We start from the raw sequence: 25,785 nt of genomic DNA on the forward strand, positions 1-25,785 counted from the left end.
CGGCTGCTCTTGCCCTTTGGGCGACCTTGCGTTGTATAGGGAATCAAAGGCCACCTTGGCCCTCTATACCGGAGCTTCCGATGCCAGACATGACCGAACTTGCGCAACAGTTCATGACCACGCTGCCACATTCCGTACTTTTGGGAATGCAGGCAGAACGGATGGGGGACGGCGAAGCCGTGATCAGCATGCCGTACAAGGATGAGCTGGTCGGCGATCCGCATACCGGTGTGATCCACGGCGGTGCGGTGTCGTCACTGATGGACACCTGTTGCGGTGCTGCGGTGATGTGCCATCCCGACAACAAGGGCGGTACCGCAACGATTGACCTGCGGATCGACTATATGCGCCCCGCGGCACCGGGCCAGACGATCACCGCGCATGCCACCTGCTATCACTTCTCGCGGTCTGTCGCTTTTGTGCGTGCGGTCGCGATGGATGAGGATTCAGAGCATCCGGTCGCCACGGCCACCGGCGCCTTTACGGTCGAGGCAAAGCGATGAGCAAGCGTCCCAAACCCGAGCCGGTGCAGATCGTCAAGCAACGCCGGGATGCGGCCCTGACCGCACTGGTCGAGGCGGTGCCCTACATCCGGTTTCTCGGCATCCAGTTCGAGCGGCGCGGCGACGAGTTGACGGGCATCCTGCCGTTCCGTCAGGACCTTGTGGGCAACCCGCTGCTGCCGGCGCTGCATGGTGGCGTGACGGCGGCATTTCTGGAGGTGACTGCGGTGATGACGCTGAACTGGTCGTACCTGTGGGAAGATCTCGAATCGGGAAAGCTGAACCTGGAAGGGACGGTGCCGCAGGATCTGCCGCGTCTGCCAAAGACGGTTGGATTCACCGTTGATTACCTGCGCACCGGATTGCCGCGCGACGCCTACGCGCGTGCGCGCATCACCCGTGCAGGACGCCGGTATGCCAGCGTGCAGGTCGAAGGCTGGCAGGACAATCATGCGCGTCTATATGCACAGGCGACCGGCCATTTCCTGATGCCGCCACAGCGTGGCTGACGCAGCGGTCGAGAAACTGAGCCATCGTCGGGTGCTGCGCATTGCGGTGCCGGTGGTGCTTTCGAATGCGACGGTGCCGATCCTTGGCGCTGTCGATACCGGGGTGGTGGGGCAGATGGGGCTGGCCGCCCCCATCGGTGCGGTTGGCATCGGTGCGATCATTCTGTCAGCGTTCTATTGGGTGTTCGGATTCCTGCGCATGGGCACCGTGGGCCTGACGGCGCAGGCCGACGGGCAGGGCGACCAGCGCGAGGTGGCCGCAATGCTGACCCGCGCGCTGATGATCGGTCTGGGTGCGGGGGTGGTGATCATCGCCTTGCAAGGGTTGCTGTTCTGGGCCGCGTTCATGGTGTCGCCGGCGAGTCCGCAGGTCGAGGAGCTTGCGCGGCAGTACATGGCGCTGCGGGTGTGGTCGGCGCCTGCGGCCATCGCGCTTTACGGTATCACCGGTTGGTTGATCGCACAGGAGCGCACCCGTGCGGTGCTGGTCTTGCAATTGTGGATGAACGGGCTGAACATCCTGCTAGATCTATGGTTCGTACTGGGCCTCGGCTGGGGTGTGCAGGGCGTGGCCTTTGCCACCGTCATTGCGGAATGGAGCGGTCTTGCGCTGGGCCTGTGGTTCTGCCGTGCCGCGTTTTGGTTGCCCGCGTGGCGCGACCCGGTGCAGGTGTTCGACCGCATCCGCTGGGTGCGGATGATGGGGGTCAATACCGATATCCTGATCCGCTCGCTTCTGCTGGAGGCGATATTCGTCAGCTTCATGTTCTTCGGGGCGGGGCAGGGGGATGTGACGCTGGCCGCCAATCAGGTGCTGCTGCAATTTCTGATGATCGCCAGCTACGCGCTTGACGGGTTCGCCTTTTCGGCGGAGGCGCTGGTCGGTAAATCCACTGGCGCGCGTGATCCGCAGCGGCTGCGCCGTGCCGCGCTGCTTGCGTCAGGCTGGGGCATGGCGGCGGCGGGTCTTCTGGCGCTGGTGTTCGCGGTGGCGGGCGGCGCCATCGTCGATACCATGACGACGTCCGATCCGGTGCGGGCCGCCGCGCGGATCTATCTGCCCTATCTTGTCGGAGTGCCGGTGCTCGCCTGTGCGGCGTTCATGCTGGACGGCATTTTCGTGGGCGCCACACGCAGCCGCGACATGCGCAACATGATGGCGGTTTCATTCGGGGTCTACGCACTGTGCGTTGCCGTGCTGCTGCCGGTACTGGGCAATCACGGGCTGTGGCTGGCGATGTTGATCTCGTTCGTCGCGCGGGCGATTACACTTGCCCTGCGCTACCCGGCGCTGGAACGCGCGGCAGCCTAGGTCCGAACGACGCGCATCAGATAGCTCATCGGGATCTGCGCGGAGCGATTCTCGTAGATGTCATAGTCGACCTCGCGGTTCGACTGCGCGAACTCGCGCAGCGTCGTCAGACGCAGGCCCGCATCGATGCCTGCCTGCACGATCGCGCCGAGCGTGTGGATGTACCAGTGACCCTGCGTATCCGCATCGGCACGGGTGCCGTCATAGGTGATTACACCGGTCTCTATGTGCGGCGTGCTCTGAAAGTAGCTGAAGGCGGGCAGGTCCGGCGTGGCGCTGTTGGGATCGAACATCTCAAGCATCGGGTGGGTTTCGTAGATTACAAGCTGTCCGCCGGGACGCAACAGGCCCGCAACGGCGGCAAAGAACGCCCCGAGGTCCGGCATCCAGTTGATCACGCCGATGGTTATAAAGGCGATGTCGAAATCGCGCGGCGTGTCAGCGGGCAGCGCGTAGATGTCGGCGCACAGAAAGTCGGCGCTGTGCGGCGAGAGGTCCGCAAGCGTGCGGGCCTGGTCCAGAAATGCGTTCGACTGGTCGATGCCCAGTGCTTCGGATGCACCCAGCGCCAGCGCCGACAGCGTCTCGCGGCCGTTGTTGCAGCCGATCTGTACGACCCGCGCGCCCTGGACGCCCGCCGCGTTCAGCGCGGCGGTCATTGTTTCGTCGAATACGCTGAACGTCCGGTCCCGAAATCCGCGGCACAGCGCGTCCCACGCGGGGCCGGTTCCGTGCAACGGGGCGGAGGCGTCCCAAGCCGCCCGGTTGAGCGCGGTGATGTGGCCGGTGTCGGTCACATCAGCTCTTTCACAGCTTCGGGCGGCCGTCCCATGACTGCGCGGTCGCCACGAAACACGATAGGGCGTTCGATCAGGATCGGGTGCGCGGCGGCAGCGGTAAGCAGGTCTGCGGGGGCGGTGTCAGCGCGCAGCCCAAGCGCCCCGAAGCGCGCCTCGCCCCGGCGCAACATGTCGATGACGCGGCAGCCGAGCGCGGCCTGTGCGGCTTCCAGTTCCGAGATATTTGGAGCATCTTCCAGGTATTTTCGTACCGTATGGGGATGGCCGGAGGCGATAATCAGCGCCAGAGCCGCACGCGATTTGGAGCAGCGCGGATTGTGCCAGATCGTGATCACAGCCAGTCGCCGCGTCTGCTTCCGACCGCATCGGCGACAGTGGCGAAGCCATCCCGCGCCAGCAGCGCGTCGATGCCATGGGCGATGCGCCCCACCATTGACAGCCCGCCGTAGACGAGCGCGGTATAAAGTTGCACGGCGGAAGCACCCGCGCAGATCTTGGCATAGGCCTGGTCCGCGTCGCTGATGCCGCCGACGCCGACCAGCGGCACATCGGTGAGCGTAGACAGCCGTGCGAGTACGCGGGTGGACCGCTCGAACAGGGGGGCGCCGGACATGCCCCCCGCCTCGCCCCGATGGGCCGAGCGCAAGCCCTCGCGCGAGAGCGTCGTGTTGGTGGCGATGATCGCGGCGACCCCTGCGGCCTGGGCCACCCCGGCCACATCCGTGATTTCCGCGTCGGTCAGGTCCGGCGCGATCTTGAGCATAACGGGGGTGTCGCCGCGCACGTCCATCACCCCGTCGAGCAGCGCGGCCAGCGCCGCCTTGCCTTGCAGGTCACGCAGCTTTTCGGTGTTGGGTGACGAGACGTTGACGGTGGCGAAATCGACATGGTCGCAGGCGGTTTCCATGACGCGGGCGAAGTCCGCCGCGCGGTCAGTGCTGGTCTTGTTGGCGCCAAGATTGAGGCCAACGGGGATGACATGCGACCGCTTGGCGAGCCGGGCACAGATCGCATCGACACCGTCGTTGTTGAAGCCAAAGCGGTTGATGGCCGCGCGGTCTTCGGTCAGCCGGAACAGGCGCGGTTTGTCGTTCCCTGCCTGTGACATGGGCGTGGCGGCCCCGACTTCGATGAACCCAAAGCCCGTCATCGCAAGAGGGTCGACGGCCATGGCGTTCTTGTCAAATCCGGCGGCAAGGCCCACCGGGTTGGGCAGGTCCATCCCCGCCAGCGTCGTGGCAAGCCGCGTGCTGGTGATCGGACCGGGTTTGGGCGTGAGGCCCGCGCGCAGGGCGCGGATGGCGAGGCCATGGGCAGCTTCGGGATCGATCTGGCGCAGCGCGCTCAGGCCCATCGCCTCGATCAGGGAGTTCACGCGAATATGTCCGTGGGCGGCAAAGGCCGTGTGCGGATCAGGCGGGAGGTGACAACGGCGGCCTGCCGGTGGATGACAGCCTTTTGGTATTCGGGGTCCGTAACCATCGCGAGGAAAGCGCCCGCTGTGGGATAGTGGGCGATGAACATCGCGTCCCACTGCTCCGATGGATCGCCGATCAACGAAACGTCGAAACCGCCGCGCCAGATGATTTCCCCGCCGACCCGTTTGAGAACCGGGCCGCTGGCGATGCCGTAGTTGGCATAGGCCTGCGCGCCGGTCAATCCCTCGCTGGCGAGTGGATGATCGTCCGGGTAGGCGGCGTGATCGTGAAACTGCACGAGGTTGAGCATGTGGATGGGAGTCGTGCGGTCGAGCGATTTGAAAATCTCGAACTGCGCGCGGTCCGTGTCGCGGTATTCGGTCATAGAGAGGCCTCCAAAAGTCCTGCAGGAAATTGATGTTCCCCGTTTTCAAGCGGCAGGGGCTGTGCCCAGACCACGTCGGCGAGGGTCATCTTGCGGTAGAGATGTGGAAACAGGGCGTCGCCGCGCGACTCTTCCCATTCCAGCGCATCGCCCAGCGCATCGGTTTCGGCGGCAACGAGGAACAATCCGTCCTGTCCGGCGAAATGTTTGGCCGCCGTTTCCGGGGCCTGTTGCGCGGTCGAGAAATGAATGTAGCCGTCTGCGACATCAATGGGCGCGCCTGCGGTTTCGCGCGCGTCGCGTAGCGTCTGCCATTCGTCGGTGCGGAAGATTTTATAAATAAGCATGGTCTTGTGATGCATCTTGGGCGCGGGGCGGTCAAGCCTGATCGGGTGCCTAGAAACCGCCCGCCTGACGTCGGGCAAGTTTACCGGCGGTGCACATCCGCTTTGACAGGTCAGTGAGTGCGCGCCACCATGGGTGGTATGATCCAACCGGGAGCCCAGACGATGAAACGATTCCTTTTGAGCGCCGCCGCCCTGAGCCTGACGGCAGGCACGGCCAGCGCCGAGTACAACCTTACCATTCTGCACACCAACGATTTTCATGCGCGGTTCGAGCCGATCAGCAAATACGACGGGCCCTGCGCCGCCGAGGACAACACCGCGGGTGACTGTTTCGGCGGCACGGCGCGCCTTGTCACCGCGATCAGGGACGCGAAGGCGCGCAGCAACAATGCGATCCTCGTGGACGGCGGTGACCAGTTTCAGGGCACCCTGTTTTACGCGTACTACAAAGGCAAGCTCGCCGCCGAGATGATGAACAAGCTAGGCTATGACGGGATGACCGTGGGCAACCACGAATTCGACGACGGTCCCGAAGTGCTTGCATCGTTCATGTCGGCGATCGATTTTCCGATCCTGATGTCGAACGCCGACGTCAGCGCCGAGCCGTTGTTGGCCGACAAACTGGCGAAATCCACCGTCATCGAACGCGGCGGCGAGCAGATCGGCCTGATCGGCCTGACCCCGCAGGACACCCACGAACTGGCCAGCCCAGGTGACAACATCACCTTCACCGATCCGGTTGCCTCCGTGCAGGGCGAAGTGGATCTGATGGCCGCGCGGGGCGTGAACAAGATCATCGTGTTGAGCCATTCGGGATATAGTGTGGATCAGCGGGTCGCGGCGGAGACCACGGGCGTCGACGTGATCGTGGGCGGGCACACCAACACGCTGCTGTCCAACACCAACGAGCGGGCCGAGGGGCCGTATCCGACCATGGTCAACAACACCGCCATCGTGCAGGCCTATGCCTATGGCAAGTATCTGGGCGAGCTGAACGTGACCTTCGACGACGAGGGCAACATCACCGAAGCCAGCGGCGAGCCGATCCTGATCGACGCCGTCGTGGTGGAAGATGCCGAGACGGTCGACCGGATTGCCGAAATGGCCGCACCGCTGGAAGAGATCCGCAACAAGGTGGTCGCGCAGACGAGCGAGATGATCGGCGGTGAGCGTGATGTGTGCCGTGCGCGTGAATGCACCATGGGTAATCTGATCGCCGATGCGATGCTGGCGCGGGTAAAGGACCAAGGCATCGAAGTGGCCATCCAGAACGGCGGCGGCATCCGGGCATCTATCGACGCGGGCGAGGTGACGATGGGCGAGGTGCTGACCGTACTGCCGTTCCAGAACACGCTGTCGACGTTCCAGGTGACGGGCGCGACGTTGGTCGAAGCATTGGAAAACGGAGTGAGTGAAGTGGCCGAAGGGGCGGGCCGTTTCGTGCAGGTGGCGGGCATGACATATGCCTTCGACGCATCGAAAGAGCCCGGCAACCGGGTGTCCGACGTGATGATCGGCGGCGCGCCCGTCGATCCCGACAAGGTGTACGGCGTGGTGTCCAACGATTATGTCCGCAACGGGGGCGACGGTTTTGTGATGTTCAAGACGGCTGAGAATGCCTATGATTTTGGGCCCGATCTGGCCGATGTCACCGCGGAGTTCCTCGCGGCGAACGCGCCCTACAAGCCCTATACCGATGGCCGCATTACCGTGAAGTAGAGAATGGCAGATCATGCGAAAGGGCGCACCGGATGTCCGGCGCGCCCTTTTTCGTTGCAGGGGAAGCCGGGAATGGAACCGGCGTTTGGGGGCGTGGCACCGAACGGTTGCTGTTGAAGGCGGTGCGCCCGCGATGCAGGATCGCTGTGGTGGCGGGACGCGAAGGGGATGCGGATGTGTGGACGGATGGCGATCACGGTTCCGGTGCAGGCCATGGCGCAGGCGTTCGATGCAGCGCCCGCGAACACGCTGCCGGAGATGCCGAATTATAACATCTGTCCGACGACGCAGATTGCGGTCGTGACCGGCGGCGCCGACCAGCCGCGCCAATTGGAGACCATGCGCTGGGGGCTGATCCCTGCGTGGTACAAGGCCGCAACGGATGGCCCCTTGTTGATCAACGCAAGGGCAGAGACGGTGCTGGAGAAACCGGCGTTTCGCGGTGCTGTGCACGATCGCCGCGTGCTGGTGGTGGCCAGCGGTTTCTATGAATGGAGCAAGAGCGCGGATGGCGGGCGCGACCCGTGGTATATCACCCGGCGCGACGGAGCGCCGCTGGCGTTCGCGGCGCTGTGGCAGGCCTGGCAGGATCCGCAAAGCGGCGAGACCCTGCGGGGCGTCGCGGCCTTGACCATTGCGGCGAACGAAGCGATGCAACGGATCCATCACCGGATGCCGGTGGTTGTCGAGCGGGCAGATTATGGGCTGTGGCTGGGTGAACGGGGTAAAGGCGCCGCGCCGCTGATGCGGGCGGCGGCAGAGGAGACGTTGCACTGGCACCGGGTCGGGCGCACGGTCAATTCAAACCGCGCTTCGGGACCGGATCTTGTCGAACCCTTCGAGGCACTATCCGAAACGGAGTGATGCCGGGCCGCGCGCCGAGGTCAGTAGCGGGTGCCTGCGCGGTTCTGGATCAGTTCGACGAAAACTGCGGCGGTGCTGCAAAGTTGAGTTTGCCTAGGATGAGATTTTCTTCGGTCTCCGGATCCGCTGCTGCGGTGTCGTCGGTCAGCACGTTGTCGTCCGTCAGGGCACCGTCTTCCCCGTTCCCGATGGCCTCTTCGTCCCCTTCGGTCTCATTCGTTAGGGAGATGCGGAAATTCTTTTCCATCTGCTCCACGACGTTTACCACCGAGGAGTCACCGTCGCTCAGGCTTTCGGTTGTCCAGCTTGCGTCCGTGGCCTGTACCGCGCGCTCGATCCCCGACATGTTGATGAACGTGATCGTGTCGCCGGGCTGAACATAGCTCAGTTCCGGGAAAAAGGCGTTCTCCATGATCAGGATATCCTGATTCTCGGCTGCGACCGGGCTGGCCGCGATGGTCAGCGTGGCGGCTGCTGCTGCGGCGCCTGCGCGAAATGTCTTAAGCATCCGAATGCTCCTATGTGTCGGCCCCACCCGGTCACAGATGCAGTTTCTCTACGCGGTGATTGTGGCGGAATTTTGACAGATTGTCCTGATTTGGTCGGCACGGTGCGGTCAACCCGGTTCGGATTGTCCGGCAAGCCAGTCGCAAAACGCGATGAGGGCGGCAGGGGCGGGGCGGTCGTCGGGCCAGACAAGATAGTAGCTGCCGATACTTTCGTTGGTCTTGTCGGAGGCGAGCATCAGTTGCTTTTCGCTCAGATAGGGGTGCGCCACGAAAGTGGGCAGAAGAGCGATGCCGAGCCCGTGCATTGCGGCCTGTGCCATCGTCGCGAACTGGTCGAACACCATGCCGTTCGGCGGCTCGGTACGCAGGCCAACCGCCTCGAACCAGCGCGACCACGCGCGGGGCCGTGTTTCGAGATGCAGCAGCGGATGGCCGAGCAGTGCTGTCGCCGCATCGAACGGCGCGCCCGCCAGGTCGGGGGCGCAGACGGGCACCACGATTTCGGGTAACAGCGGCATGTACTGCACGCCCGGCCAATCCTCGCGCCCGAAGTGGATGGCGGCGTCGAAGGGGCTGGAACCGATGGAGAAGGGGCGCAGGCGGGTGGACAGGTTGACCGTGATTTCGGGGTGTGCGGCGGAGAAGTCCGACAGGCGTGGCGCCAGCCAGTGCATCCCGAACGCGGGCAGAATGGCCAGTGTCAGCACACCGCTTTGCCGTTCAGTACGTGCGTTTACAGAGGCCTGCGCCAGCCGTCCCAGAATTTCGCGCACTTCGCGGACATACTCCGTGCCGGTCTGCGTCAGCACCAGCGCGCGGCCCTTGCGCGCCATGAGCGATACGCCAAGCTGCTGTTCGAGCGTCTTGATCTGCCGGCTGATCGCGGATTGCGTCAGCGACAGCTCCGTCGCTGCCTGTGTCGCGCTGCCAAGCCGTGCGCAAGCCTCGAACGCAAGCAGGGCTGACACGGAAGGCAAATAGCGGCGCGGCGCGATCATCTATTACATTTTCTCATAGGTTGAGGACTAAGGATCGTTAGAACTTTGCCTTAGAAAATGCAATAAGAGGTGCAGAGAAGTACAAATCGTTTCCCTGAAAGGATATGCCATGAACGCCGAAGCACCGATACTCAAAGCCAAGGACGCTCCCGATCTGGGATCGTTCGAATGGTCCGATCCGCTGCGTCTGAATGACCAGCTTGAAGAGGACGAGCGCATGATCATGGAGAGCGCGCGCTCTTACGCGCAGGAGAAACTGCAGCCGCGCGTGATCAAGGCGTTCGAAAATGAGGAAACCGATCCGGGCATCTTCCGCGAGATGGGCGATATGGGGCTGTTGGGCGTGACAGTCCCCGAAGAGTACGGCGGTCTGGGCGGCAACTATGTCTCATACGGTCTGGTCGCGCGCGAGATCGAGCGGGTGGACAGCGGATACCGCTCGATGATGTCCGTGCAGTCGTCGTTGGTCATGTACCCGATCTATGCCTATGGCTCCGAAGCGCAGCGCAAGAAATTCCTGCCCAAGCTCGCCTCGGGTGAGTTCGTCGGGTGTTTCGGTCTGACGGAACCTGACGCGGGATCGGATCCTGCGGGCATGAAAACACGCGCTGTCAAGACGGCGAACGGTTACAGGATCACCGGGTCCAAGATGTGGATTTCGAACGCGCCGATTGCGGATGTTTTCGTGGTCTGGGCGAAGTCGGAAGAGCATGGCGGCAAGATCCGCGGCTTTATCCTTGAGAAAGGCATGAAAGGTCTGAGCGCGCCGAAAGTCGGCAACAAACTGTCCCTGCGCGCGTCGATTACCGGCGAAATCGTGATGGATAATGTCGAGGTCAGTGAAGACGCGCTGTTGCCGCATGTGCAGGGTCTCAAAGGGCCATTCGGCTGTTTGAACCGGGCGCGTTACGGCATCAGCTGGGGTGTCATGGGCTCGGCCGAATTCTGCTGGCACGCGGCACGGCAGTACGGTCTGGACCGCCATCAGTTCAACAAACCGCTGGCGCAGACCCAGCTGTTCCAGAAGAAGCTGGCAGACATGATGACCGAGATCAGCCTTGGACTTCAGGCGTCGTTGCAGGTGGGCCGGTTGATGGACAAGGCGAACGCGGCCCCCGAGATGATTTCGATCATCAAGCGCAACAACTGTGGCAAGGCGCTCGAAATCGCGCGTCACGCCCGTGACATGCACGGTGGCAACGGCATCTCCGGTGAATTCCAGGTGATCCGTCACATGGTGAACCTCGAAACGGTGAACACCTACGAAGGGACGCATGACGTTCACGCGCTGATCCTGGGACGTGCGCAGACCGGATTGCAGGCGTTTTTCTAGATCCTGATCCCGAGTACACGAGTGATCCCGCGCAAGGCACTGCTTGCGCGGGATTTTCTATAGGCGGTCGAGGCGTATCAGGCGCAAGACGGCGAGCATCCCGAGGGCGGCCATCGGCACCCCCGCGAGGAAAACCATGCGCGCGGCGTGCAACGGTTCAGGCTCTGCAATGCCCGACATGTTGGCGACGATGCCCAGATAGGCCGCCCCAACTGCGTAGCCGGTGCGTTGCACCGTCGGCACAGCCCCCGCGACGATGCCCTGATCGCGCGGCGCGCACAGCCGGGTGGCAAGACGGGGCATGAAAGTAAATGCGACGCCGAAACCGGTGCCTTGCGCGGCGGCACACCCCATGATGAGCCAGACATGGCCGCCCGGCACCGCAAAAACGAAACCGACGGTGCTGAGCATGACCAGCGTCAGGCCAAGCGCGATCCAGGGGGTATCGCGCCGCTCGGGCTGGCCCGAAAAAAGTGCCGAGGAAATCGCCCAGAAAACCGCCTCCCACGCGATGATGTAGCCAGCTTTGATCGGGCTGTAGCCGTAAAGCGTGGTCAAGAAATAGGGGATGAAAGCACCGATCGCGACGCTGGCGGCGGCAAAGCAGAAGATCATCGCCAGAATCGCGGACACGCCATCGCGCAACAGCGGATCGAAAGGCGGCAACAGCCGGTTGTTCGAACTGTGCGCGTCGCGCCAGAGAAACCCGGCAAAAAGTGCCAGACCAAGCGCCATGAACAGGGGCGTGGTGAGCGTGGAAATATGCTCGCCTCCGTAGGCGATGAGTATGATCGCGCAGGACAGCAACCCGAGGCGATAAAGCGGGAACGCTGCCGTTTCCCCGGTACGCGGTGGGGTCGCGGGGCACGACCGCCACAGCCAGAGCGCAAGAGCGGTAGCAACTACCGCAAAGCTGCGAAAGGCCGCTTGCCAGCTGAGCAGATCCACGAAGAGACCCCCGATAAGCGGTCCGACAAATGCGGAAGTTGCCCAGACCGTCGAGATCAGGCCGATGACGCGGGCGCGCAGGTGCGCGGCGAAGAGCATGGTAACTGCGACGAAGGACATCGCCATCAACCCGCCGCCGCCCAGCCCTTGCAACAGGCGGCCCCACAGGAACAAAGACATCGTGTCTGCCAACGCGCTGACCAGACATCCGACGCTGAATAAAAGGGCTGCCGCCGCCATCGGCAGGCGCAATCCGCGCCGGGCGATCAGCAGACCGCCCGCTGCCCCCGCGACGATGGAGCCGACTTCGTACAGCATGACGGCCCAGGCGATTTGCGTGACACCGCCGATTTCCGCCACGATCGCGGGCAGCATCGTGGCGACCAACAGCCCGTCGGCGGCGTGCAGGAAAACGGCAAGGCACGTGATGCCAAGCGCGGTCGCATTCGCGCGGGTCAGTACAGCGGACCAGGCGGTTGACATATCGGTGTCGGGTCGGTCGGACATGCGCATCCCGTGATTGGTATCGGTGCACTCAAACAGGCGCGTCATGCGCGCGCAACGGGCGCGTCAAACGTGGATACAAAAAAGGCCGGCGCAAATGCTACCGGCCCTTCCATTCGTGGCTTACGCCGGAGGGGTGTCGAGGAATGGATAGTCCGTGTAACCCTCGCGACCGCCACCGTAAAACGTGTTCTGGTCCTGCGGGTTGAGGTCCGCACCGCGCCGGTAGCGTTCGGGCAGGTCGGGATTGGCGATGAACGGACGTCCGAACGTGACCGCATGGGCGTGACCGCTTTCAATCGCGTCCGCCGCCGTTTTCGCGTCGTAGCCGCCGTTCGCGATGTAGAACCCGGTGTAATGCGGGCGCAGCGCCTTGATCACGCTTTTCTCGCCGTCGTTCCCGGGAAACTGTTCCACGATGTGGAGGTACGCCAGCTTGCGCGCGTCCAGCATCTTGTAGATCGCGGTAAAGTGGGTTTCGGGATCGCTGTCGGACATATCGTTCGCCTCACCGAGCGGCGACAGGCGCACGCCGGTGCGATCCGCACCGAACACATCCGTAACGGCGTCGAGCACTTCTTCGAGCAGGCGCATGCGGTTCTCGATGCTGCCACCGTAGGCGTCGGCACGGTCGTTCACGCCATCCTGCAAGAACTGATCGATGAGATAGCCATTCGCGGCGTGCACCTCGATGCCGTCGAACCCGGCCTTCTTCGCGGCCTGCGCGGCGGTGACATAATCCGCGATGGCCGTCTTGATGCCTTCGGCGTTCAGCGCTTCGGGTTTGGAAGTGTCCTCGAAACCGTTGGCGGTGAACGTCTGCGCGTTCGCGGCCTTGTCGGTGGAGGACACCGGTGCGCGTCCGTCGGGCAACAGAGACGTGTGACTGATCCGTCCCACATGCCAGAGCTGACAGTAGATGCGCCCGCCCGCTGCGTGCACGGTATCGGTAATTTTCTTCCACCCGTCGATCTGTGCATCGGTGTAGATGCCCGGTGTGTCGAGATAGCCTTTACCCAAGGGTGAAATCTGGGTTGCTTCCGTCAGGATCATGCCCGCACTCGCGCGCTGGGCGTAATATGTCTGGGCCATGTCCTTGGGCGTGCCGTCCGTGTCGGACCGGTTGCGCGTCAGCGGCGCCATCAGAACGCGATTGGGAAGGCCGGTGCCGCCCATCTGGATCGGGCTGAACAGGATGCTGTTGGTGCTCATGTCGGGGTGTTTCCTTGTCTTGAATCTATTGCAATCGGAATGTATCGGCGGCCCAACGCGCCGCGTGCGGCGGTGTTCCGGCCATCTCCGGATTATTCGTGCAGTGCAGCATTGCGCCTGACGCAAGGTTCTTAGTTTGGCGGATCCTTCGGCGCGGGTGCGCCGCCCTCGAAGGCGTTTCCGTTGACGTAGTCACAGGGTGCTTCTTGCATTTGCAGGTGGAGGCCCTCGCCGTCATAGGGATGGGCGCGCGCGAAATCTTCGTCCACATTGATGCCGAGGCCGGGAGCGGTGGGTGCCGCGACGAAACCGTCCTCGACACGAATGCTGCCTTTGATCAGTCGGTCGTGGAACGGTGTCTCGATGGTTTCTGCCATCAGCAGGTTGGGAATGCTGACGGCGAAATGGACGTTGGCCGCCCATTCGACGGGGCCGGCATAAAGGTGGGGTGCCATCTGAGCGTTATAGACCTCGGCCATAGCCGCGACTTTTTTCATCTCCCAGATGCCGCCCGCACGGCCCAGCGCGGGCTGCAGGATGGTGGCCGCGCCGCTGCGCAGGACGGGGGCGAACTCGGCCTTGGTCGTGAGCCGTTCGCCGGTGGCAACGGGAATGCCCACTGCTGCCGCGACCCTGGCCATTTCGGCCGTGTTGTCGGGCGGGATCGGCTCTTCGTACCACAGCGGATCGTAGGGCGCGATGGCGCGGCCAAGGCGGATCGCCCCCGCCGTCGAGAACTGTCCGTGGGTGCCAAACAGCAGGTCGGCACGGTCGCCTACCGCCGCGCGGATCGCCCTGCAGAAGGCCACGGACTGCGTGATGTCGGTCATCGCGGGCATGTGGCCGCCGCGCAGGGTATAGGGACCTGCGGGGTCGAACTTGACCGCCGTATAGCCCCGTTCGACCGCATCCAGCGCAGATTCGGCGGCCATGTCGGGGGAGGTCCAGAACGCGTTCAGGTCGTGATGGGGCAGCGGGTAAAGATAGGTGTAGGCGCGCACGCGCTCGTTCATCCTGCCGCCCAGAAGCGCGTAGACAGGCCGCTCGCGCGCCTTGCCGAGAATATCCCAGCAGGCGATTTCCAGCCCCGAAAACGCGCCCATTACCGTCAGATCGGGGCGTTGGGTGAAACCGGCGGAATAGGCGCGGCGGAACATCAGCTCGATGTTCTCGGGATTCTCGCCTTGCATGTGGCGCGCGAAGACGTCCTCGATTACCGCGCGCATCGCCGCCGGTCCCACGGAAGAGGCATAGCATTCGCCCCAGCCGATGATGCCGCAGGCGGTGGTCAGCTTGACCAGTATCCAGTACCGCCCGCCCCAGCCGGGCGCGGGTGGCGCCGTCACGATAATGTCGAGATCGCTCAGTCGCATGGCTGTCCCCCCGCGCGTGGTCGGCCTTATTGATTGAGCATGATCACGTTGCGCCGCGCCGCACCGGTCTTGGTATCGGCGATGGCCTCGTTGATCTGATCGAGCGACCAGCGGCCCGAGATCAGCTCATCGAGTTTGAGACGGCCCTGGGTGTAGAGGTCTTCCATCCACGGAATATCGCGCTGGATCACGACATCGCCCATTTTCGATCCGACCATGCCCTGACCGACGGCGGCCATGACGACGGGCTCGTAGGTCGAGGTCGCGCCGGAGTGGGGCATGCCCACCATCACCACCTTGCCGCCGTAGGCGAGATAGCGTGGAGCCGTGTCATAGGCGGGGATCGCGCCGACGGTGACGATCACCGCGTCCGCACCCCGGCCCATTCGCTTTTTCGCGTCCGACCATGGTTTTGCGCCGGTGGCGAGCACGCCGTCGGTGGCACCGAATTCTTTGGCGATCGCCAGCTTTTCCTCGCTCATGTCGACAGCGACGATCCGGCGCGCGCCTGCGATGCGCGCGCCTTGGATGGCATTAAGCCCGACACCGCCCGCGCCGATGACGACAACATCCTGACCCGCCTTGAGCCCGGCTGCGTTGACCACCGCACCAACACCGGTGATCACGCCACAGGCGATGAGGGCAGCGGAATCTTTGGGCACGTCGGGGCTGATCTTGACGATCTGGCGCTGGTCCACAACCACCGCCTCGGCAAAGGCACCGCAGGCCATCGCCTGATGCAGCCTGCCGCCATCGGCTGTCTTGATCGGGCCTTGGTCGCCGTCGTAGGGGGTTGTGCACAATGTCGGTGCGCCGCTGGCACATGATGCGCAGGTGCCGCAGGAGCGGATGAGTGTCACCACGACGCTGTCGCCGACGCTGACGCCCTTCACCCCGTTACCGACGGCTGCCACGACACCCGCCGCCTCGTGGCCATAGACGGCCGGCAGCGAACCACCCCACGCGCCTTCGGCAAAGGAAATGTCGGAGTGACAGATGGCGACGGCATCGAGCCGGACCTCGACTTCGCCGGATTCCGGCGGGCGCAGGGCGATTTCCTCGATCTTCAGGGGGGCGCCAAATTCATGGCAGACGGCGGCTTTGATCTTTTTCATCTGGTTTGGTCCTTGAGGGCGCTTGAAGGGCTCGCCGCGAGGGTCGCGCAGATCGCGGCGAGCGGCAAGCAGTTTTCGGTCGAACCTCGGGGCGGTGCATCGGCATTCCAGAAGAAGGGCGACGGCATTCGTCGACACCTGCGGCGACAGGCTTATCGCCAACGTCTGGTCGAAGGGCGGCGCGCCCGCTGCATCAACGGGCTCAGGTGCCGACAAGATGTCCTGCAAAGCGCGCCGGATGATTCCGCCCGATCCCGTCATAGAGCCAGACGGAAGGATAAACCGCGAAACCGATGCGGTAGACGGCGTAGACCGGCAGCGGACGGGTCACACCCGACAGACAGGCCAAGCAGCGCGCCCGCTGGATGGACGCGCCACCGGTTGAAGACGCGTCATGTCGCGTTTGTGGCTGTAGAGCATAATGGGACCGAAAGAGCGTTTGCCGTCGGAAGGATACTGTCCGGGATCCTGACCGCGACCCGTGTGCGTCTCCCGTAGGTCGCGAACCAGATCTCGCGGGTGTCCGTCGCGTCGGCACTCACCGGCGCTGCGGCTCATGCTGCGCGGGTGCGGGCACGGGCGGCGAAGGCGCGGGCCTGTGCAGGGGCATCGCCCAAGCTGTGCGCGGCGGAGAAAAGATCGTCGGGCAGATCCGGATGGGCGCTGCGGGCAAGCGTTTCAAGGGGTGTGCCGCTGTCTCGCGCCGAGGCGCACAGCGATTTCGTGCGCTTCTGTGCCTCTGGCCGGGGCAGGTTGCGCGCGAGTGCAAAGCTGAGCGCCTCGGCGTGGATCAGACCTTGGGTTCTATCTACATTGGCGCGCATGCGGTCCACGTCGGGTTGCAACGTGGCGACGATCTTTCCCGCGTGTTGCAAGGCACAGGCCGCACCGAGGCATAGCTGTGGCAGGACCATCCATTCGGTGAACCATGCCGCTCCGTCGCGTTGGTGCATGTGCCGTCCGGCGGGGCCAAGTGCTGCGCGCAGACCGGTCGCCTGATGCCCCAGAGCCTGCAAGACACCTGCGGTCACAGGGTTTTGCTTTTGCGGCATGGTGGAGGATGCGCCGGTGGCACCAAGGCCGATCTCGGCCAGATCGGTCGCGGCCAGCGCCGTCAGCGTCGCACCCATGCGCGCGAATACATCCGTTACCTGCACAAGCCAATCGGCGATGCGCAGGATCGGTCCGCGGTCCACATGCCAGCTGCGCCCCGGATCGCCAAGCCCGAGCGCTTCGGCCATCGCGGCACGGGTGGCCGCGGCATCCGGTCCCAGCGCCGAAGATGTGCCGGCGGCACCGGACAGCGAGACCAGAAGCGAGACATCGCGCAACGCGGGCAGTGCGTCGCGCAGATCGCACAGGGCATGGCCCCAGTCGGCCACCACCGCGCCCCAGCTTGTCGGCGTGGCGTGTTGGCCCCAGGTGCGCGCGGCCATCGGGGTTTCGGCATGGGTTTCGGCCTGGGTCGCGAGATGCGCAAGAATGTCGTGCAGATCGGCCTCGGCCAGCATCAGAAGCTGGCGCAGGCGCAGCATCAGGCCGGTGTCGATGATGTCCTGGCTGGTGGCGCCCCAATGGACGAATTGCGCGTGCTCCGGCGCGTTCATCTCGGTGCGGAAGGCCGCAACGAGACCCGGCACGCTCACCCCGTTTTCCCCCGTGGCGGCGGCAATCGCGCCTGGATCAATGGCGATCTCGAGGCTGGCGCGGTGGATCGCGGCGGCGCTGAGCTCGGGGATGATGCCCTGCGCGCCCTGCGCCTTGGCCAGCGCGCCTTCGACCAGCAACATCGCGCGCACGGCGGCGCTGTCGGTGAACAGACGGCCCGCGTTGCCGACGGGAAACAGGCGGGCGTGCAGGGGGCTGTCGAAAACGCTTGCCGCCATGTCAGCGCTCCGACCGGACGCGCGCCGCTTCAGACATGGCCGACACCCTTGAGAAATTCGGTCAGCACGCGGGCGTATTCCTCGGGCTGCTCTACGCAGGGAAGATGACCCGTGCGACGGATCACGTGCAATTTCGATCCGGGGATGAGGTCCGTCGTCTCGCGCACCAGATCGGGCGGCGTCGAGCCATCCTCGGATCCCGCGATGCCGAGGCAGGGCAGGCGCAGACCGCTGGTGGGGGTGAAAAAATCAGTGTTCGAAATTGCGGCGCAGCATCCCGCATAGCCCTCGTCGGCCTGCTGCACCAGCATGTTGCGCCACAGCTCCATTTCGGGCTTGGCGCGGAACTCGGCGGCGAACCACCGCTCCATCACGGCATCGGCGAGGCTTTCGACGCCGTTCTTCTCGACGGTGTCAATGCGTTCGGCCCACATCTCGGGGTTGCCGATCTTGGCGGCGGTATTGCTCAGCACCACCGCGCGGATCAGATCAAGCCGTTTAACGGCGAGCCCCTGCGCGATCATGCCGCCGATGCTGAGGCCGACGAATACACATTCCTTAACGTCAAGATGATCGAGCAAGCGTTCGCAATCTGTGACGAGCGAACCCATCGAATAAGGTGCGGGCGGGATCGAGGACAGGCCGTGACCGCGTTTGTCCCAGCGGATGATGCGCAGGCCTTCGGGCAGCAAAGGCAGGATGGGGTCCCACAGGCGCAAATCGGTGCCAAGCGAATTGGCGAAGACCACCGGCGCGCCATCCTCCGGGCCGTCTACGCGGTAATGAATCCGAACGTCTCCGGTGTCGAAAATCTGCATGATCATTGGCCTTTCTTGCGGGTTAGAGCTTTTCCAGTGCGCGGGAGAACATGGCGGGATCCACGTTGCCGCCCGAAACGGTAACAATCACATCGTCACCTGCAATGTCGTCGCACCGGTAGAGGGCTGCGGCAAGGGCTGCGGCCCCGCCCGGTTCCGCAACGATCTTGAGCCGGTTCCACGCCTGTGCCATCGCTGACAGCGCCTCGTCTTCTGTGATCACCAGTCCCGGACCGCACAGACGCTGAAGGATGGGCCAGGTCAGATCGCCCGGTTGCGGCGTGACGATTGCGTCGCAGATGCTGCCGGAGGTCGCGGTGTTGCGCTGGCGGGTGGCGGTCGAGAGAGAGCGGGCAACATCGTCAAAGCCTTCGGGCTCGGCGGGGCGCACGCGCAATTCGGGCGCATCCGCCTCAAGCGCCAGTGCGATGCCGGACGTCAGCCCGCCGCCGCCGCAGCATACGATTACGTCCGCCGATGTGATGCCGTGCAGGGCGGCGTCCTGCGCAATTTCAAGACCGGTGGTGCCTTGGCCCGCGATGACCTCCGGCTCGTCGAAGGGCTTGATCAGGGTCAGGCCGCGCTCGACGGCGATCCGCGCGCCGATGCCCTCGCGGCTTTCGGTGTCGCGGTCATAAAGCACGACTTCGCCGCCAAATGCGCGGGTGTTTTCCATCTTGAGCGCAGGCGCATCCGAGGGCATGACGATCACCGCAGACGTACCGTGCAAGCGCGCTGCGTAGGCAACGCCCTGCGCATGGTTGCCGGAGGAAAACGCGATAACGCCCCGCGCGCGCAGATCGGGGTCGAGCGCGCTGAGCGCCGCGTAGGCGCCGCGAAACTTGAAGCTGCCGGTGTGTTGCAGGCATTCAGGCTTGACCCATAGCCGCCGGCCCGCGATCTCGTCCAGAAACGGCGAACGCAAGAGCGGCGTGCGCAGCGCGTGGCCCTCGATGCGGTGCGCGGCGGCACGGATCATGTCGATGTTCATTGCATCGCTTTCACCCAGGCGTGTAGCGCGGCGACGGCCTCGTCCTCGTCGAGGAAAGGGATGTGGCCGCGATGGGGCACGCGGCCCACGATCATGTCGGGGCGGCGGCTTTGCATCTCGGCTACTGTTTCCGCACTCAGCAGGGAGGAATTCAGCCCCCAGATCAACGCCAGCGGCAGCCCCTGTAGTGCGTCGAAAAAGGGCCACAGATCCGGCGTCATCTTGTCGCCCGCCGCGAGAACAGCGTCGCGCAGATGCGGGTCATAGACGAGGTGGAGGCCGTCTGCATCCTGTCTGTAGTGATGTTTGGCCTCTTCCAGCCAACGGCCCTCGGGCACATGGCTGAATTCGGTGAAGGCGCGCTCCATCGCCGCGGCGGCCTCTTCGTGGGTTTTCTCGGAAGGGGCGCGGCCGATGTAATCCGATATGAGCGCCATGCCCGAGGGTTCGATTACCGGGCCCACGTCGTTGAGCGCCACACCGAGCAGCCGGTCGCTGGCGCCCCTTGCGAGACCCATCGCGTTCAGACCGCCGCGCGACGTGCCAAGGATCGCCACCTTGTCGAGGCCCAGGTGATCGAGCAGTTCGATCACATCGCGGCATTCGACCGGCAGAATGTAATTCTTCCAGTCGGGGTCGAAATCAGACTGCCCGCGCCCGCGATAATCCATCTTGATCAGGCGGTGGTCCGACAGGTGCGGGGTCACATAGTCGAAATCCGCCGAGGTGCGGGTCAGCCCCGCGAGGCACAGGATCGGCAATCCCGCGCCGGTATCTTCGTAATAGATCGACAGGCCGTCGGAGCTGGTGAAATGCGCCATCACACACCTGCCAGGGCAGGGACGCCCGTCAGATCGGAAAGAGTGTGCGCCGGGGTCCACGGCAGACGGTCCATCGGATCGTCGGCCCGGTTGACCCAAGCAGTGGTAAAGCCATAGCCGGTCGCGGCGGCGGCGTCCCAACCGTTGGAGGAGACGAACAGCACCTCGTCGTTGGCGCAATTGAACGCCCCGCCGACCAGATCGTAGACCCGGGCGTCAGGCTTGAAGATGCCGACGCTTTCGACCGACAGCAGCGCGTCGAGTACGCCGTCGATGCCGGCGCTGTCTACCGCGCCGCGCAGCATCGCGGGCGATCCGTTGGACAGGATCGCGGTGTTCAGCCCGGCAGCTTTCAGGGTGGCCAGCATGTCGGGCACCTCCGGGTAGGCGCCCAGTTCCCAATAAAGCTGCAACAGCCGCTCGCGCAGGGCGGTGTCGCCCGCGTGGCCGGTTTTCTCCAGCGCCCAATCGAGCGCCTCTTGTGTGACCTGCCAGAAATCGCAGTGTGCGTGCGCGACCGCGCGCAGCCAGCTGTAGCTGAGTTGTTTGTTCCGCCAGTGCTCGGCCAGCGCGGGCCAGTCGTCGGCGATGGCGGCGTAATCGGGCTCGGACGCGGCCTGGCGGGCGGCGGCGGACACATCGAAAAGTGTACCGTAGGCGTCGAAGATACAGGTGGTGATGGGCATAGGCGCAGGCTCCGGCGGGAATTTCATAGGTCTGGCCGCAGAGTGGCACGGGGCAGGCCGCGCGAAAAGGGGCGAAATGGGGGTTGTCCTCGGGCGCAGGAGTTGAAAGGGTGCACCCGTCTTTCGGAGCACCCGCGCAGATACGCGGCCTCCCCCCTTCTTTTCCCGACAATATTGGAGATTCCCTATGGCCGAAGTCAAGGCTGGCGACACCGTACATCTGCACTATACCGGCACCCTGCTGGATGGCACCACTTTCGACAGCTCGGAGGGGCGCGACCCCTTGCAGTTCGTCGTCGGCTCCGGCCAGATCATTCCGGGCCTCGATACTGCGATCCCCGGCATGACCGTGGGCGAGAAAAAGGAAGTCACGATCGGCGCGGATGACGCATACGGTCAGCCGAACCCCGAAATGCGTCAGGCCGTACCCCGCGAGGGCATCCCGGCGGACATCCCGCTTGAGCCGGGTACGCAGTTGCAGATGCAGACACCCGACGGGCAGGCGATGCCAGTGACGGTGATCGAAGCGGACGACGCAACCGTAACGCTCGACGCGAACCATCCGCTCGCGGGCAAGGATCTGAAGTTCGATATCGAACTGGTCAAGATCGACGCCGCCTGATCCACATCAGCGCAGTGAACTGAGACGTGAAAGGCTGGCCTCGGGGCCAGCCTTTTGCATTATTAAGTGCAGAGTTCGGCAAAACCCGGTGTATCTGCGAGCTGTTGTTCAATCAACGGTCCACGAAGAGAGCGTTGCGAGCCACCTGTTCTAGATGTCCGCTATGCGGACGAGGTGCGCTATCGCTGCAGACACGCGCGCGTCCGGTTCGGTGAGCCGTTGAATATACGATCGCTTTGAGGCGATCCGCAAAAAAATATTGCAGATTCGGTCGCAACTCTTAAGCGCCTTCGCCGATTTCAGGATTGCCGGAGGTGGCGTGTTGCCCGGTAGTTTGTCTGCGTTATTTCCCGCGCATTGATTTAGCGGAGTTTGCTTTTGTCCGGTGTTTTTCAGGGAAAATTAGCTTATTCCCGAGTTGTGCGCGCTAGTCTACAAGAATGACGCAGATTTTGTTTACAATAATGATGAATATTTGGTATACAAATGAGATGTAACTTTATGAAAGTTAGGGAGGAGCCAGCATGAGGATCAATCGAAGGACACTAATCCGAACCGGCGGCGCGGCAATGGCTGCGGGTGGCATCGGGGGAACGGTGAAAGCGCAATCATCAGGTGGAAACTTGCCGCCTCATGTGCCTGAATGGATGCAGTATCAGGGACAGCCTTACCTGAATCCCGCTTACGGTACACCGTCGCCGCATGAAGCTGATGTAGTTCGCCGCTCCATAGCCGGATTTGTCACGGACACAGCTGTTGCCAGCTGGACACCGATCCATCGCCTGCACGGTATCATCACTCCCAACGGGCTGACTTTCGAGCGTCACCACGGCGGAGTTCCCGAGATCAACCCTGATGAACACCGGCTGATCATTCATGGACTTGTCGATCGGCCTCTGATCTTCACGATGGAAGATCTAATGCGCTTCCCTTCGGTTTCCGAACTGCACTTTCTGGAGTGTTCAGGTAATTCGAGTACAGAATTCAGTGAGAAGAGTTCGCGCCTGTCGGTACAGATGTCGCACGGCTTGCTCAGCTGTTGCGAATGGACCGGTGTGCGTCTTTCTACTCTTCTTGACGAGGTTGGCATTAAGCCAGAGAGTAAATGGTTGCTGGCTGAAGGCGCTGATGCTGCGGCTATGACGCGCAGCATTCCAATCGAAAAGGCGCTGGACGACGCGATTATCGTCTACGCGCAGAACGGCGAGGCGCTTCGCCCCGAGCAGGGTTATCCTGTTCGCTTGTTCCTGCCCGGCTTTGAGGGGAATTCGAATATCAAATGGCTGCGCAGAATCGAGATTGGTGAACAACCCTGGCAGACCCGCGAGGAGACTTCCAAGTACACAGACCTTCTTCCCGATGGGACAGCGAGGCAGTTCACCTTCAACATGCCGATCAAGTCAGTCGTGACTTTCCCCAACTTCGAGAAGTCTTTCACCGAAAAAGGTTTCTACGAGATTTCCGGCCTTGCATGGTCAGGCAACGGCAAGGTCGCCAAGGTCGAAGTTTCGGTTGATGGTGGCTCAACCTGGCAAGAGGCACAATTGCAGGAGCCGATTATCTCGAAATGTTTGACGAGGTTCCGTTTGCCCTTCACGTGGACTGGCCAGCCGTTCGAGGTTCAGAGCCGCGCGACCGACGAGCACGGGGACGTCCAACCAGCCCGCGAAAGGCTGATTGACGAGGTGGGGCGCAACGCTCTCTACCATTATAACGGTATTCAGGGTTGGAAAGTGGCAGAGAATGCAGAGGTGACAAATGCAAACGCATAATATGACAATGACCATGGTGGCTGCGACAACAGCTCTCTTGGCTCTGACGGTCGCCCCTGCAATGGCTCAGGATGCCGACGGGCGTTTCGACATTGGCTCATCCGCAACACAGGAACAAATTGCTGGCTGGGATATTGATATCCATCCTGACGGTACCGGCCTGCCTGAAGGCAGCGGTACGGTTGCCGAGGGCACAGAGATTTATGCCTATCAGTGTGCGCATTGTCACGGGGAGGACCCTACAGAGCCAGTTAAAGGGTATCCCGCACTTGCCGGTGGGCAGGGTTCCCTGGACACCGACAAACCGGTCAGGACCATTGGCAGTTATTGGCCTCACGCGACTACAATCTATGACTATGTAAATCGCGCCATGCCATTCGAGAGCCCTCAGTCCCTCGCCCCTGACGAAGTCTATGCTGTGACCGCTTATCTGTTGCATGTGAATGATATTCTGCCGGATGACGCGACGCTTGATGCGGGCTCGCTTGCCGCGGTCCGGATGCCCAACGCTGACGGATTTCACAGTGATATATGGCCTGCCAATCAGGCTGACGCAGACTGATTTAGGCTTTGTAACGGTAGTGCTGAAGTAAACACTGTCTTCACCCGACGGGACGGCCAGGTTTGGCAGGAATGCCAGATGTCACGTCGGCGTTGCCGTCCGAATCCGTGGCGCTGCACCTTGATCACCCCGCAGATTCTCTGGACCGCACAGGCCGATAACCGTGTGGTCCGGGGAAATTATTGGGGTTAAGAAACGGCGGTTGGCAGGCAACGCAATTCGCCCCGCAGCTGCGGATGAGGGCAACGATCTGCGCCGGAAAGCCTGTGATCTAAAACGGGTCTTGGCCGACCGGCCGGTTCTTTCCGGCACATGCATAAAAAATTCCGATTGTCGCTGGCACAAACCCCTTTCCAAGGCCGAAAAGCTGTCGGCGTTTGCACGGTTTACTGCTCAGGGCTGGTCCCTCAGGGGACGTCCTTATGTCATGTCCGGTCAAGCAGGACGGGAAACCAGTCTTCGCGCAGGCGGTCGCCCGTTACCATGCCGTGATCGGGAAATGGTGGCGATGTCGGACCGGGGCGTTGGGTATAGAGCGCATCGTCGCCGACCAGCCGCAGCGAGAATGCGCGGCGCCTGTCACGCGAAGTGTTCCCGCGCGCGCCGTGCAAAATGCCGAAATTGAACGCCACCGCATCGCCCGGTGTCATGTCCCATTCGCGTATGTCCATGCCTTCGGCATCGGGGTCGGGGACCGGCATGTAGGGGGCGGGGTCGAAGAACGCGTCGCCCTTTACCCAGCGGGTCGGCAGCACAGGTTTTTCCCACAGGTGCGATCCGGCGACACAGCGCAGCGTCGCATCGGTCACAGGATCGAGGGGCGACCAGAAACTGACGGTCTGACGGCCTTCCACGAAGTAATAGGGGCCGTCCTGGTGCCAGGGTGTCGCCATGGAGGTGCCCGGCTCTTTCACCAGCACATGATCGTGGAACAGTTGGACACGCAGCGAACCCATCAGATCGGCGGCGACCTGCGCTGCGGGAGAGGAGTGTATGACCGTGTTGAATTCGGGGATGCGCTGCCAGTTGCAGTAGTCGTCGAAGAAACGCCCGGTCTCGCCCGCCTTGTCGTTGTCGGAGGCGTAGGGGCCCGGCGCATCCATATTGCGCGCCACGCCGGCCCGGAGCGCGCCGACATGATCTGCGAAAAGGCCGCGCACGAGTGTGACGCCGTCGCGCCGGAATTGCGCGATGGCCTCATCAGTCACAAGCGGGTGGGCCATCAGCGTTTCTTGCGCAGGCGGATCACAACGTCGACAGAGGCGATTTCCGCGCCCGGCGGCACGTCGGGGAGTTGCGAGATCACCAGTTGGTCCAGCGGTGCATCCGTAAGGCGCGCCTCATCCTCCCAGAAAAAATGGGGATGGTCATGGGTGTTGGTGTCGAAGTAGCTGCGCGAGCCGTCGACGGTGACTTCTTGCAAAAGGCCCGCGTCGCAAAAGGCGCGCAGGGTATTGTAGACCGTCGCCAGAGATACGGTGCCGCCGTTGTCCTTGGCGGCGTCGAACAGGCTTTCGGCGGTGACATGGCGGTGCTGCCCGTCGCCGACCAGCAGGGCCGCGAGGGTAAGCCGCTGCCGGGTGGGGCGCAGCCCGGCGTCGGCAAGCCATTTCGTTCCGGTTTCGAGCTCAGTGTCCAGCATGATCGACCTCGTTCAGCATCCTGTGCAATATGGAGGCTGCGAGCGCGGTTTTCAAACGAAAACCTGATTCCGGCCCGCGATGGGGATCACGCACCGGGCGACCGTGTCCTTTGCGCAGCGCAGACAGGAGCCGGTT

28 protein-coding genes are annotated in these 25,785 nt (G+C 63.1%); 9 read left to right on the forward strand and 19 right to left on the reverse strand.

The genetic code is table 11. The features are described 5' to 3' along the window. Positions 1 to 80 precede the first annotated feature (80 nt). Genes Q1A06_RS12420 through Q1A06_RS12430 form a run of 3 tightly spaced genes read left to right on the forward strand, consistent with a single transcriptional unit; the run spans position 81 to position 2,324 of the window. Positions 81 to 503: a PaaI family thioesterase gene (locus Q1A06_RS12420; RefSeq protein WP_299563876.1), complete on the forward strand. Its 423-nt coding sequence runs from the start codon at positions 81 to 83 to the stop codon at positions 501 to 503. Further along, positions 500 to 1,012: a PaaI family thioesterase gene (locus tag Q1A06_RS12425; protein WP_299563879.1), complete on the forward strand. Its 513-nt coding sequence runs from the start codon at positions 500 to 502 to the stop codon at positions 1,010 to 1,012. The genes Q1A06_RS12420 and Q1A06_RS12425 overlap by 4 nt, the downstream gene beginning before the upstream one ends. Further along, positions 1,005 to 2,324, forward strand: coding sequence for an MATE family efflux transporter (locus tag Q1A06_RS12430; protein WP_299563882.1), 1,320 nt, complete (start codon positions 1,005 to 1,007; stop codon positions 2,322 to 2,324). Before Q1A06_RS12425 ends, Q1A06_RS12430 begins: the two co-directional genes overlap by 8 nt. Here Q1A06_RS12430 and Q1A06_RS12435 read toward each other — a convergent pair. The 5 genes from Q1A06_RS12435 to Q1A06_RS12455 are packed head-to-tail and all read right to left on the reverse strand — an operon-like array spanning position 2,321 to position 5,274. Further along, positions 2,321 to 3,121 carry a class I SAM-dependent methyltransferase gene (locus Q1A06_RS12435; RefSeq protein WP_299563885.1) on the reverse strand — a complete coding sequence of 267 codons (801 nt, stop codon included), beginning with the start codon at positions 3,119 to 3,121 and terminating at the stop codon, positions 2,321 to 2,323. The genes Q1A06_RS12430 and Q1A06_RS12435 overlap by 4 nt on opposite strands. Next, complete coding sequence (gene arsC / locus Q1A06_RS12440; protein WP_299563888.1) at positions 3,118 to 3,459, reverse strand: arsenate reductase (glutaredoxin); 342 nt, start codon at positions 3,457 to 3,459, stop codon at positions 3,118 to 3,120. The genes Q1A06_RS12435 and arsC overlap by 4 nt, the downstream gene beginning before the upstream one ends. Further along, positions 3,456 to 4,478 (reverse strand): quinone-dependent dihydroorotate dehydrogenase, encoded by a 1,023-nt coding sequence (locus tag Q1A06_RS12445; protein ID WP_299564265.1) that lies wholly within the window; start codon positions 4,476 to 4,478, stop codon positions 3,456 to 3,458. The genes arsC and Q1A06_RS12445 overlap by 4 nt, the downstream gene beginning before the upstream one ends. A 17-nt stretch (positions 4,479 to 4,495) precedes the next feature. Continuing rightward, positions 4,496 to 4,927 (reverse strand): DUF1330 domain-containing protein, encoded by a 432-nt coding sequence (locus Q1A06_RS12450; RefSeq protein WP_299563891.1) that lies wholly within the window; start codon positions 4,925 to 4,927, stop codon positions 4,496 to 4,498. Next, the gene (locus Q1A06_RS12455) at positions 4,924 to 5,274 is read right to left on the reverse strand and encodes a DUF952 domain-containing protein (RefSeq protein ID WP_299563894.1); all 351 of its coding nucleotides are present in this window, start codon (positions 5,272 to 5,274) and stop codon (positions 4,924 to 4,926) included. The genes Q1A06_RS12450 and Q1A06_RS12455 overlap by 4 nt, the downstream gene beginning before the upstream one ends. A gap of 162 nt (positions 5,275 to 5,436) precedes the next feature. On the opposite strand from Q1A06_RS12455, the gene Q1A06_RS12460 reads away from it, so the two are divergent. Then, positions 5,437 to 6,993, forward strand: coding sequence for a bifunctional metallophosphatase/5'-nucleotidase (locus Q1A06_RS12460; RefSeq protein WP_299563897.1), 1,557 nt, complete (start codon positions 5,437 to 5,439; stop codon positions 6,991 to 6,993). Positions 6,994 to 7,179: 186 nt separating this feature from the next. Continuing rightward, entirely contained in the window at positions 7,180 to 7,857 is a 678-nt protein-coding gene (locus Q1A06_RS12465) for an SOS response-associated peptidase (RefSeq protein ID WP_299563900.1), read from the forward strand. 49 nt (positions 7,858 to 7,906) lie between these two features. Here the strand turns inward: Q1A06_RS12465 and Q1A06_RS12470 are convergent, their stop codons facing one another. Together Q1A06_RS12470 and Q1A06_RS12475 are read right to left on the reverse strand one after the other, a co-directional pair. Then, entirely contained in the window at positions 7,907 to 8,365 is a 459-nt protein-coding gene (locus Q1A06_RS12470; protein WP_299563903.1) for a hypothetical protein, read from the reverse strand. Positions 8,366 to 8,473: 108 nt separating this feature from the next. After that, complete coding sequence (locus Q1A06_RS12475) at positions 8,474 to 9,364, reverse strand: LysR substrate-binding domain-containing protein (RefSeq protein WP_299563906.1); 891 nt, start codon at positions 9,362 to 9,364, stop codon at positions 8,474 to 8,476. A 109-nt stretch (positions 9,365 to 9,473) separates the two neighbouring features. Between Q1A06_RS12475 and Q1A06_RS12480 the strand changes: the two genes are divergently transcribed. Next, a complete protein-coding gene (locus Q1A06_RS12480; RefSeq protein ID WP_299563909.1) occupies positions 9,474 to 10,697 on the forward strand; it encodes an acyl-CoA dehydrogenase in 1,224 nt (407 codons plus the stop codon). Positions 10,698 to 10,754: 57 nt separating this feature from the next. Here the strand turns inward: Q1A06_RS12480 and Q1A06_RS12485 are convergent, their stop codons facing one another. The 10 genes from Q1A06_RS12485 to Q1A06_RS12530 form a co-directional block, all read right to left on the reverse strand. Next, entirely contained in the window at positions 10,755 to 12,197 is a 1,443-nt protein-coding gene (locus tag Q1A06_RS12485; RefSeq protein WP_299563912.1) for an MFS transporter, read from the reverse strand. 75 nt (positions 12,198 to 12,272) lie between these two features. After that, complete coding sequence (locus Q1A06_RS12490) at positions 12,273 to 13,361, reverse strand: alkene reductase (protein WP_299563915.1); 1,089 nt, start codon at positions 13,359 to 13,361, stop codon at positions 12,273 to 12,275. 131 nt (positions 13,362 to 13,492) lie between these two features. Next, positions 13,493 to 14,734 carry a mandelate racemase/muconate lactonizing enzyme family protein gene (locus Q1A06_RS12495; protein WP_299563918.1) on the reverse strand — a complete coding sequence of 414 codons (1,242 nt, stop codon included), beginning with the start codon at positions 14,732 to 14,734 and terminating at the stop codon, positions 13,493 to 13,495. 26 nt (positions 14,735 to 14,760) lie between these two features. Further along, positions 14,761 to 15,849 carry an alcohol dehydrogenase catalytic domain-containing protein gene (locus tag Q1A06_RS12500; RefSeq protein WP_299563921.1) on the reverse strand — a complete coding sequence of 363 codons (1,089 nt, stop codon included), beginning with the start codon at positions 15,847 to 15,849 and terminating at the stop codon, positions 14,761 to 14,763. 202 nt (positions 15,850 to 16,051) lie between these two features. After that, positions 16,052 to 16,198, reverse strand: coding sequence for a hypothetical protein (locus tag Q1A06_RS12505; RefSeq protein WP_299563924.1), 147 nt, complete (start codon positions 16,196 to 16,198; stop codon positions 16,052 to 16,054). Positions 16,199 to 16,403: 205 nt separating this feature from the next. Next, positions 16,404 to 17,735: a lyase family protein gene (locus Q1A06_RS12510; protein ID WP_299563927.1), complete on the reverse strand. Its 1,332-nt coding sequence runs from the start codon at positions 17,733 to 17,735 to the stop codon at positions 16,404 to 16,406. A 29-nt stretch (positions 17,736 to 17,764) separates the two neighbouring features. Then, positions 17,765 to 18,553, reverse strand: coding sequence for a 3-oxoadipate enol-lactonase (gene pcaD, locus Q1A06_RS12515; RefSeq protein ID WP_299563930.1), 789 nt, complete (start codon positions 18,551 to 18,553; stop codon positions 17,765 to 17,767). 22 nt (positions 18,554 to 18,575) lie between these two features. After that, a complete protein-coding gene (locus Q1A06_RS12520; RefSeq protein ID WP_299563933.1) occupies positions 18,576 to 19,544 on the reverse strand; it encodes a threonine/serine dehydratase in 969 nt (322 codons plus the stop codon). Then, positions 19,541 to 20,365, reverse strand: a complete 825-nt coding sequence (locus Q1A06_RS12525) for an alpha/beta hydrolase (protein ID WP_299563936.1) — start codon at positions 20,363 to 20,365, stop codon at positions 19,541 to 19,543. Before Q1A06_RS12525 ends, Q1A06_RS12520 begins: the two co-directional genes overlap by 4 nt. Next, positions 20,365 to 21,051, reverse strand: a complete 687-nt coding sequence (locus Q1A06_RS12530) for a haloacid dehalogenase type II (protein ID WP_299563939.1) — start codon at positions 21,049 to 21,051, stop codon at positions 20,365 to 20,367. The genes Q1A06_RS12525 and Q1A06_RS12530 overlap by 1 nt, the downstream gene beginning before the upstream one ends. Before the next feature lie 187 nt (positions 21,052 to 21,238). Here Q1A06_RS12530 and Q1A06_RS12535 point away from each other — a divergent pair, with 187 nt between their 5' ends. From Q1A06_RS12535 to Q1A06_RS12545, 3 genes are all read left to right on the forward strand, one after another. Further along, a complete protein-coding gene (locus Q1A06_RS12535) occupies positions 21,239 to 21,673 on the forward strand; it encodes a peptidylprolyl isomerase (protein ID WP_299563942.1) in 435 nt (144 codons plus the stop codon). A 524-nt stretch (positions 21,674 to 22,197) separates the two neighbouring features. Continuing rightward, positions 22,198 to 23,445: a sulfite dehydrogenase gene (gene soxC, locus Q1A06_RS12540; RefSeq protein WP_299563945.1), complete on the forward strand. Its 1,248-nt coding sequence runs from the start codon at positions 22,198 to 22,200 to the stop codon at positions 23,443 to 23,445. Position 23,446: 1 nt separating this feature from the next. Then, positions 23,447 to 24,007, forward strand: coding sequence for a cytochrome c (locus Q1A06_RS12545; protein WP_299563948.1), 561 nt, complete (start codon positions 23,447 to 23,449; stop codon positions 24,005 to 24,007). Positions 24,008 to 24,432: 425 nt separating this feature from the next. On the opposite strand, the gene Q1A06_RS12550 is transcribed toward Q1A06_RS12545, so the two are convergent. Together Q1A06_RS12550 and irrA are read right to left on the reverse strand one after the other, a co-directional pair. Then, positions 24,433 to 25,230, reverse strand: a complete 798-nt coding sequence (locus tag Q1A06_RS12550) for a phytanoyl-CoA dioxygenase family protein (RefSeq protein ID WP_299563951.1) — start codon at positions 25,228 to 25,230, stop codon at positions 24,433 to 24,435. After that, positions 25,230 to 25,649, reverse strand: a complete 420-nt coding sequence (gene irrA, locus Q1A06_RS12555; RefSeq protein WP_299563953.1) for an iron response transcriptional regulator IrrA — start codon at positions 25,647 to 25,649, stop codon at positions 25,230 to 25,232. The genes Q1A06_RS12550 and irrA overlap by 1 nt, the downstream gene beginning before the upstream one ends. Between the last annotated feature and the right edge of the window lie 136 nt (positions 25,650 to 25,785).

It is taken from the genome of uncultured Sulfitobacter sp. (assembly GCF_947497275.1).
Classification (GTDB): Bacteria; Pseudomonadota; Alphaproteobacteria; order Rhodobacterales; family Rhodobacteraceae; genus Sulfitobacter.